Genomic DNA, 8,382 nt, shown 5'->3' with positions numbered 1-8,382 from the left:
CTACAATTAGCCGAGAAAAATGGTGTAGAAATTGACCTCAAATATTCCGGTTATTTGCAAAGACAGCAAAATCAAATTGATGACATTGCGAAACACGAACGTCGCCAATTACCGGGGGATTTGGATTATATGGCAATTACAACTCTCTCGAAGGAGTCGCGGGAAAAGTTGACTAAAATTAGGCCGTTGACTATTGGCCAAGCGGCGAGGATTGGTGGGGTGAATCCGGCTGATGTTAATGCTTTGTTGATTTATCTGGAAGTGCGCAACCGCAAGCAGCCTGCTGCTGTTGGAAAATGAATAGATAGAACCACAAAATGGCTCGCCTTTGCCTTAATTGTTGGCTAAATTGTACAGAATATCCGTAGGGACATGGCAATGCCGTGTCCGGTGCGGGACTCTGCAATTTTTAAATCACTATGCCATACTAGATTTGAGAAGATCACAGTTTGGGCGCTACTGTATAATTATCAAAACTAAAAATAGGTAAAAACGATGTCAACAGTTTATCGTTTAAAAGCTAGCGAACTCGATCGCAATTTCTTAGAAAAAATAAAGGCGATTTTTGGAGATAAAGAGATTGAAATTATTGTCACCGAATTTGATGAAACTGAATATCTTTTAAATTCAGAAAGCAACAAAAATCGACTTTTGAGAGCAGTTGAGAATGTTAAAGAGGGTCAAAATTTAGTTGAAGTTAACTTACAGGATTTGGAATGAGCAGAAGAATTGTTTTTGAATCCTCTGCTTTTGCAGATTTTAACGAATGGGCGAAATTGGACAAAAAGATTTATCGTAAAATTGTCGAACTGATTAAAGATATAGATCGATCGCCCTTTGAAGGATTGGGTAAACCTGAACCTCTGAAATACGAGTTAAGTGGTTTTTGGTCTGCATCGATAATGAACATCGTTTAGTTTACCGAGTGACGGATGTCGAAATTGCGATCGCCAGTTGTAAGTATCATTACAGTGAGTAGTCGTAGGGTGAGCAGACTAAAAGGCTTGAAATTTATTAGTTTAACCGATTTACCCAGTGGGCGATCGCACCCAGGGACAGTTTGGCGAAAACCTTGGGTAGTGGATATAGTTTATTGCATTTCTCTGGGATCGTCTGATGGTGGATGACAGCCCGCTTTAATCCATAAGGCGCGTGCTTCCTGAATCGATCGCTCTCCTTGATAGCGTTCGTCATTAACGTCAAGGCGATCGCAAGTAGCGCGGCCAATTGCTGTAACTCCCAGAATTTTTGTACCGTCCCCCGTCCACATAAAATGCTCTTCCCATTGCTGAGTTCTAGGGTTAAATAGAGCAACTTCTGCTTGAGTCTCTAGATCGCTACCGGCTGTAAAATTGTAACGGCGTTGATTGCAACGGCTACAAGCAAGCGCCAAATTATTCACCTCATCATTACCATCTAAAGAACGGGGTTTAATATGGTCGATGGTAAAACGAGAGGTGCTGATTTGTTCTGGAGAGTGACAATATTCGCAAAGATATTGAGCCCGTTGTCTGATGTGTTGGCGGGTTGCGTCGGTAATGGTCATTTTTGAGCGAGGAGGAGGGAGTTTAGGTAAGTAAAAAGGCGATCGAGTTCGTTGATGGCGTTGAGTTCGTCTTGTTCTTCAGCGGTTAGGTCATTGACTTTATTTTTTTCCAGAAGGGTTTCTAGATGGAGTTGAAGTCGATCGGTAAATTTGAACAGAGGGCGATTATTGATTGTTTCGACCTTAATTCCGGTTTCAATGAGGGAGGGAGGTTGAATGACAACTTGCATAAATTTGACTTTGACAAAAGGTGAACGCTTGTATTTATTGTAATGATTTTATTTTAGTATATTGGGCTTTAACTTTCTAATATAGTCCGTTGCAGCAAGCGTTATAATAGTTTGGGTGAGGTGGGGGCTTTGGGGAGAGAAAGTGGGAATGGTGGGATGGGGCATTTTTCCCAGTCTAGGAGTCGAGAGTAGATTTTGAGTTCGGTGAGGGTTCGGGGCTTGCCTTCTGTGGATTTGGGGCCGTGGTATTTTTTGATTAGTTGCAGGTAGATGTTGACATTAGGCTGTAGTTATGCTATAATATGCTTTAATTATTATATTAGGTTTACCTGCCTCAACCTAATTTAAAAAAATCAGTAATCACACTAAATTTTAGTAGAGGTTTCAATGTCAAGCTTTGGACTTGGTTCTATTAAAAATGCTTTAAATGAAGCATTGGAATACTTGCCCGACTGGGCAAAATTAAACCCATTTGACAAAGGAAAAGTAATTGATAAATCTTTCAAGGCACTTTTGAAAGATTTGATGAAACAGTTCAATATGAAGCCTGGTGTTGATTATGTAGATAATTTAAACGATAACGAACCGATTACAGATTTTGTTGCCTTATCAAAGAAGGCAGATGATTTAATTCAAGGATTATTAACTGGCAAGATAGTGGCTATTTCAGAACATAGTCGAGTTAGTAAACTAGGAAAAGAGACCTCTGTTAAAGCTCATTTTCGTAAAAAATCAGCCTAAAAGTTCTCTGTCTATCTGAAAAATTGTCCCATCAACTCTGAAAAAGTGCAATAGTTTCTTTAAAGGACTCCTATGGAAGCAAAATATTTTGTAGATGGGAATTTTATTTACGAGTGTAAATCTTCCCCTAATCAAGCAGATGGGCCTGTAAATCAAGGAAGTCTTCAAAACTGGATAAGTGATGTAAAAAAGTTATTGAGACAAAAGCGACCAACAGGATTTCGTTATATTTTTCCTGTTAATCGTCTGGACAGTAATAATAAAAACCTGCTAGAAAAGCTGAAGCAAGAATTTCCCGATATAGACATACAATATTATGATTGTGATTCAGTCAATCGCCTGATCAAGGCTCTCCAAAAAGTCAACAGTTTACCTGAGTTAGTGGAATACATTAAACAAGCTAGGACTTAAAAATATGTCTCAATCTATTCATTTTGCAAGACTTAAGTATTTTTCCGAAGAGTTCACGAAAGAGCATCAGTATGATGAGATTTTGCAAGAGTTAAAAAAGATTTTGAAAGAAGAGGAAAAGATTGATGAAACGATAGACAAAAAATTTATTAAAGTTATAGAAAGTCAATATCTGACATTAAGTGCTAATACTCCTGAGATAGAGAAATTCTTGACGACTGGTTCAGCAATTCAATTACATCCACAATCAAGCTATTACTTTGTCACTGAAAAACTGTGGCCAGTTTTGCTAAAACAAATTTTCAATCAGCCTAAAGCTATAAAAGAAGATGAGCTTTGCGATCTAGTAAGAGATCTTGCGGAAATTGAAAACTATTATAGCAAAAAAATGCTAGTATTTGAAGCTTCTTGAGTCTGATTGTACATTTTTGCATGGTGAAGTCGCCTTTGTCAGAATGTATTGAATTTGTAAAGCTGTTTGTTGAAAAAATTTATGGATTACAAGACTGAATTTGGTAGCCGTTTCGATAAGTTACAAGCTTCATCAGAAATGGAAATTCATCGGAACTTGCAAGCTTTAAGTGCAAGCTATCGGGTCTTTAAGGGAAATTACGATGAGCTTGTACATCATCTGGATCATCTGAACGATCCGACCGAATCTTTGTTTATGTACAGTTATGAACAAAGAGACAACCTTGAGCGTTTAATTGATGAAGCTTCAAGACTATTTCATAACTTTCTTGCGTCTGCAAAATCATTAGTTGATCATACAAGAGTAATTGTTAATAGGCTGTACTCTAACCAAGAGTTTAAAAAGGAATACGATAAAAAACTTGCAGGGGATCTCGCAAATAATCCTATTCAAAAGTTTGTGCAGAGGCTGCGAAACTACACACAGCATTACACTTTACCTATCCCAGCGTTGCAAATCGAATTTGGGGAAGATGATATAGAAATGAGTGTGCGTCTTGATGTTAAGATTCTGAAGCAGTGGCATGACTGGGGACTAATACCACTGTCTTACTTAGAAGAATCAGGAGATAGTTTGTGTCTAATTTCTTTATCAAATGAATACTTTGCCCTAGTTGAACAATTTTATCAGTGGCTTACAGAACGACAAACACAGATTCATAAATCTGACATTGAGAATCTTCAAAAAATGAATAATGAGCTTACAATTTGAAAAAATTAGCTGATGGCAAAACTTTACTATCGTGGCATGGCCGAGCAAAATGGTAAGCCCACAATAGGTCGCAGTGCTAGATTACTAGATTAACCTCATATATCATAGAAGTCTATAACAATGGCGTGGATATTCAGTTTATCGGCAGAGTGTGGCTCAGATGAAAGCAATGTTAATAAATTTGCTCAACACTTTGAGGGCATAGAATGGCTACTCTCAAATGGTCGCCAATGTCTATGTCGCACAGACACTTTTCAAGATATTGATCAAAACTGGTGGTGTCGGGTTTATCCCCATAATATTAGTGAAGTGGGAATAGATAGCCCTGAAAGTGCTTATTTAATGACAGAGTTAGGGATTTTACTGTATCACACTCTACGGTTTGCTCCTTCGTTTCGCTATGCTTTGGTTGGTGTTGAAGTTGATGAATTTAGAACTTACAGCGAATTGATTGAGGATTTGTCCAACTTATCTCTTCCGGGATTAGTTTTAACACGAGAACTTATTCAGGGGCGAGAAACCTTACCAGTTTTTCGACCATTTAGTTCTAGTTATGTTTGGCAACCTTACGAGGGGGAAGTCTATAATCCATTAATGGTATCTCCAGACTTAAAAAATAAGCTGAATGAGCTTCTGGCTGTGAGTTGACTTTTGTTATACTGTTTTTGGATGCGGTGGCGATCGAAAAAAATTATCTCGAAGCGTACTGGTAAAGGTTAATTTAACAGCCGATCGCCCTTTGCGCCATATCCACCCATCCCAAAACCATCTCGATTGTAGTGCGATCGCCCTTTTCACTCCTCCACCCCCTAAAAATCGAAATAAACCCAACACTTCGCAAATCCAGCAGACGGACAAAAGAATTGTCCGCCCACTCAATAGCTAATTACCCATCATTCCCACTCGATCGTACCAGGCGGCTTAGAAGTAATATCGTAAACCACCCGGTTAACACCCTTAACCTCATTCACAATCCGGTTCGAGATCAATTCCAACAAATCGTATGGAACCCGCGCCCAGTCAGCCGTCATCCCATCTTCGCTCTTAATAAATCGTAGAACGATCGGGTAAGCATACGTCCGCTTGTCGCCCATCACCCCTACACTGCGAATCGGCAGCAAAACTGCAAAAGCTTGCCAAAGTTCGTTGTACAATCCGTGCCGGTTGATTTCTTGGCGCACAATGAAATCAGCATCCCGCAAAATATTCAGTCTCTCGGCGGTAACTTCTCCCGTAATCCGAATCGCCAATCCAGGGCCGGGGAAAGGTTGTCGGTTGACGATTTCTTCGGGAAGCCCGATCGATCTGCCGACTTTTCGCACCTCATCCTTAAACAACTTTCGCAGCGGTTCGATCAGCTTAAAACACAAATCCTTAGGCAAACCGCCGACGTTGTGGTGGCTTTTGATTTTAACAGCAACTCGCTCGCCGTTTGCTGGGTCTACATTCGTATCAGCCGACTCAATCACATCCGGGTAAAGAGTACCCTGCGCGAGGTAATCGAAGGGGCCAAGGCGCTTCGATTCTTCTTCAAACACACTGATAAATTCGTGGCCGATCCGCTTGCGTTTTACTTCAGGATCGGTAACACCTTCAAGTTGAGCCAAAAAGCGATCGCGAGCTAGAACGTACTGCACCGGAATGTGGAATTCCTCTTGAAACAATTTCACCAACCGTTCCGGTTCGTGCTTTCGCATAAACCCTTGGTCGATAAACATACAGGTAAGTTGGTCGCCGATCGCCTGGTGCAGCAAGAAAGCCAAAGTTGAAGAATCAACCCCGCCAGATAGAGCCAGCAAAACTCGTTGGTCTCCCACTCGGGCGCGGATTTCGCGAATAGTTTCCTCGACAAAAGTAGCCGTCGTCCAAGTCGGTTCGCACTCGCAAATATGGTAAACAAAATTGCGAATCAAAGCTTGTCCGCCGATCGAGTGAACCACTTCTGGGTGAAACTGCACCCCGTACAAACTTTTCTCGTGGTTAGCAACAGCAGCAGACGGAGTATTATCTGTGTGAGCGAGGATCTCAAAACCCGCCGGCAACTCGGTACAGGAATCTCCGTGGCTCATCCACATCGTCGCGCCTTCTTCGACATTTGTCAGCAAATCGGTAGGATCATCAATAAATAACGATGCCTTGCCATATTCGGCTAACTTAGCCCGCTCAACTGTCCCACCGAGTTGCTTTACCATCAACTGCATCCCGTAGCAGACGCCCAACACTGGTATTCCCAGATTCCAAATTTCCGGGTCGCATTGGGGAGCTTGTTCATCGTATACAGAACTTGGGCCTCCTGAAAGAATAATTCCTTTAGGATTGATAGCTGTTAACTGTTCTGCCGTAGTGCGGTAAGAAATAACTTCTGAATATACTTGAGTTTCGCGAATGCGGCGAGCAATCAGTTCGGAATATTGCGAACCGAAGTCGAGAATCACGATTATCTGGCGGTCTATTAGCCCCAGAGAAGAGTCTGTGAGGTCTGATTCAGTTTCTATTTGAGTAGTCACGGTTATTGCGTAGTTGCTAATTGCTAATTTTGCAGAACGTAGCGGAGGTATTTGTCGCCACCTGAGTCGAAGACTGAAGGCGAGCGAGCATTAGTCGCTAGGAATAAATCTTATTTAGACTAGATTGCTGTCAGCGATGTTAGTCGATTAATAGGGCTTACGGCAAGCATATATTCACTGCGAGATTTACTCTAATTAATTGCACTCTTGCATCATAAATTGCGTCAAGTAGCAACCTAGTATAATTAAGATCTAGGGACTGAGAATTATTACTTGTTAAATATTATCCCCGATCGCTCTTTTAAAAAGAATTCAGGGATATTCACACTACATTAACAAATTTGGGTCAGAAATGTATCCCCTATGTCACTTTTAACAATAATTTGGCGATCGCGCCCAAACATCACCGAGCCCACGGGGATACGCCGGTTAGTGTGAGTAAAAATGCAATCGGACGATCGCAAGTCGATTTGTCGGGCGATGTCGCCGTAAATTCGATCGACCAAATTGCTGCCAGTTGCCGCATCCACAGCCCGCAGTTGGCCGAGAGCTTCTTCGGCTGTCGCCGCGGCAAAAATCGCGGAACACGCATCGGCGGGCATTCCAGCTTGAGCACAATAAGCTGTGAGAATTTCCCTGCGCCCGTCAGCGAGGTGGTGGTGAGTGTGAAAAATCCCCGCCGCCAATTTCATCAATTTACCGTGATAGCCAAACAGCAAAATTGACTGCACGCCCTGACATCCAGCCTCTACCAGTAGCGGGCCCAGCCAGTTAGCCGTTTTCACCAGCCGCTGCGGATTGATGCCCAATTTCCGCGCCAAATCCAAGCCGTTTTCGCCGATGCAGAAGACTAAACAGTCAAACAATTCGGCTTTTTGTTGCAGTTGTTCGCGATAAACTTCCAACTGTCCGGGGGCACTCAGCGGTTGAGAAATTCCAGTTGTACCCAGCAGGGAAAGTCCTTCTACGACACCGAAAGCTTCGTTAGAAGTGCGGGTGGCTAGTTGCCGCCCAGACGGCAGAATTAGGGTGACAGTGATGTTTTCTCCTGGTGCGAGTTCTCGCCCCAGATTCGATCGCAGCAGCCGCATCGCATAATCATAGATTGCCGCTCCTCCACCCACTCCGTGACGCCCTATACCTTCACCGCCGAGAATCACAATCTGCTCCCCCTCTCCCCCTCTCCCCCTCTCCCTCTCTCCCTCTCCCTCTCGGAACACTTCCACCATTGCCCAAACGGGCGTATTGCGAGTCAGATCGAGGTTGTCTCCCGGCTCCGAGCGAGTCACACCTAAAGCGGTATCAGTTTTGAGTACAGATGCTTGTTCGATCGCAATTTCTGCCGTTATTGGCGGTTCCAGTAAATCTACTGATACGCTATCTACACACTTAGTAGCATCACGCAAGCACCGCAGCGCTGCAAGTGCGGCGGCACAAGCAAATACTGGCAGTGTATACCCGGATAAAGGTTGAGTTTTGGTCACGAAAATTCAAGAATCGGTAAATTAGTCGGCGAGCGACATCATGCACTAGCAGTGATACCCCTTAAGCATTTAAGCTTAATTCTAGGGTTTGCTATTATTATCAGTTAACGTGATTTTTGTCAAGTGATATTTTGTCTTGTCAGTTGCCCTGAAGCAAGGAACAGTTTTTTTGAAGTGCGATCGGCAACTCGATCGTCTTTGATTAGACCTCCTGCGAAAGTCTGATATAATTGTCAAATAAATAGAAGTTCAACGCATCAAAAATGAGTTACGAAAAAGT

The 8,382-nt window shown here is 42.5% G+C and carries 10 protein-coding genes and 2 pseudogenes; 8 read left to right on the top strand and 4 right to left on the bottom strand.

All coding sequences use genetic code 11. From position 1 onward, the window contains the following. From QUB66_RS29150 to QUB66_RS29140, 3 genes and pseudogenes are all read left to right on the top strand, one after another. Nucleotides 1-300: pseudogene (locus QUB66_RS29150) on the top strand (tRNA uridine-5-carboxymethylaminomethyl(34) synthesis enzyme MnmG); the annotation flags it as partial. Between the two features lie 195 nt (nt 301-495). After that, complete coding sequence (locus QUB66_RS29145) at nt 496-720, top strand: hypothetical protein (RefSeq protein WP_332970718.1); 225 nt, start codon at nt 496-498, stop codon at nt 718-720. Beyond that, a pseudogene (locus QUB66_RS29140) lies at nt 717-979 on the top strand (Txe/YoeB family addiction module toxin). Before QUB66_RS29145 ends, QUB66_RS29140 begins: the two are co-directional and overlap by 4 nt. A gap of 111 nt (nt 980-1,090) precedes the next feature. On the opposite strand, the gene QUB66_RS29135 reads toward QUB66_RS29140, so the two are convergent. Both QUB66_RS29135 and QUB66_RS29130 read right to left on the bottom strand, forming a co-directional pair. Then, nucleotides 1,091-1,546: an HNH endonuclease gene (locus tag QUB66_RS29135; RefSeq protein ID WP_332970719.1), complete on the bottom strand. Its 456-nt coding sequence runs from the start codon at nt 1,544-1,546 to the stop codon at nt 1,091-1,093. Continuing rightward, nucleotides 1,543-1,776: a hypothetical protein gene (locus QUB66_RS29130; RefSeq protein ID WP_332970720.1), complete on the bottom strand. Its 234-nt coding sequence runs from the start codon at nt 1,774-1,776 to the stop codon at nt 1,543-1,545. Before QUB66_RS29130 ends, QUB66_RS29135 begins: the two co-directional genes overlap by 4 nt. A 387-nt stretch (nt 1,777-2,163) precedes the next feature. On the opposite strand from QUB66_RS29130, the gene QUB66_RS29125 reads away from it, so the two are divergent. From QUB66_RS29125 to QUB66_RS29105, 5 genes are all read left to right on the top strand, one after another. Then, a complete protein-coding gene (locus QUB66_RS29125; protein ID WP_332970721.1) occupies nt 2,164-2,517 on the top strand; it encodes a hypothetical protein in 354 nt (117 codons plus the stop codon). A 72-nt stretch (nt 2,518-2,589) separates the two neighbouring features. Next, the gene (locus QUB66_RS29120) at nt 2,590-2,928 is read left to right on the top strand and encodes a hypothetical protein (RefSeq protein WP_332970722.1); all 339 of its coding nucleotides are present in this window, start codon (nt 2,590-2,592) and stop codon (nt 2,926-2,928) included. 4 nt (nt 2,929-2,932) lie between these two features. Continuing rightward, nucleotides 2,933-3,340, top strand: a complete 408-nt coding sequence (locus tag QUB66_RS29115; RefSeq protein WP_332970723.1) for a hypothetical protein — start codon at nt 2,933-2,935, stop codon at nt 3,338-3,340. An 81-nt stretch (nt 3,341-3,421) separates the two neighbouring features. Next, nucleotides 3,422-4,111, top strand: coding sequence for a hypothetical protein (locus QUB66_RS29110; RefSeq protein WP_332970724.1), 690 nt, complete (start codon nt 3,422-3,424; stop codon nt 4,109-4,111). 120 nt (nt 4,112-4,231) lie between these two features. Beyond that, nucleotides 4,232-4,759: a hypothetical protein gene (locus QUB66_RS29105; protein ID WP_332970725.1), complete on the top strand. Its 528-nt coding sequence runs from the start codon at nt 4,232-4,234 to the stop codon at nt 4,757-4,759. A 245-nt stretch (nt 4,760-5,004) separates the two neighbouring features. On the opposite strand, the gene guaA is transcribed toward QUB66_RS29105, so the two are convergent. Both guaA and cbiD read right to left on the bottom strand, forming a co-directional pair. Beyond that, nucleotides 5,005-6,606: a glutamine-hydrolyzing GMP synthase gene (guaA, locus tag QUB66_RS29100; protein WP_442923345.1), complete on the bottom strand. Its 1,602-nt coding sequence runs from the start codon at nt 6,604-6,606 to the stop codon at nt 5,005-5,007. A 344-nt stretch (nt 6,607-6,950) separates the two neighbouring features. Continuing rightward, nucleotides 6,951-8,102 (bottom strand): cobalt-precorrin-5B (C(1))-methyltransferase CbiD, encoded by a 1,152-nt coding sequence (cbiD, locus tag QUB66_RS29095; protein ID WP_332970726.1) that lies wholly within the window; start codon nt 8,100-8,102, stop codon nt 6,951-6,953. Nucleotides 8,103-8,382: the final 280 nt, after the last annotated feature.

The organism is Microcoleus sp. A2-C3 (assembly GCF_036706065.1).
Taxonomy (GTDB): Bacteria; Cyanobacteriota; Cyanobacteriia; order Cyanobacteriales; family Microcoleaceae; genus Microcoleus.
Note: the sequence above shows the minus strand (reverse complement) of the source record. Positions and strands in the feature narration are given on the sequence as shown.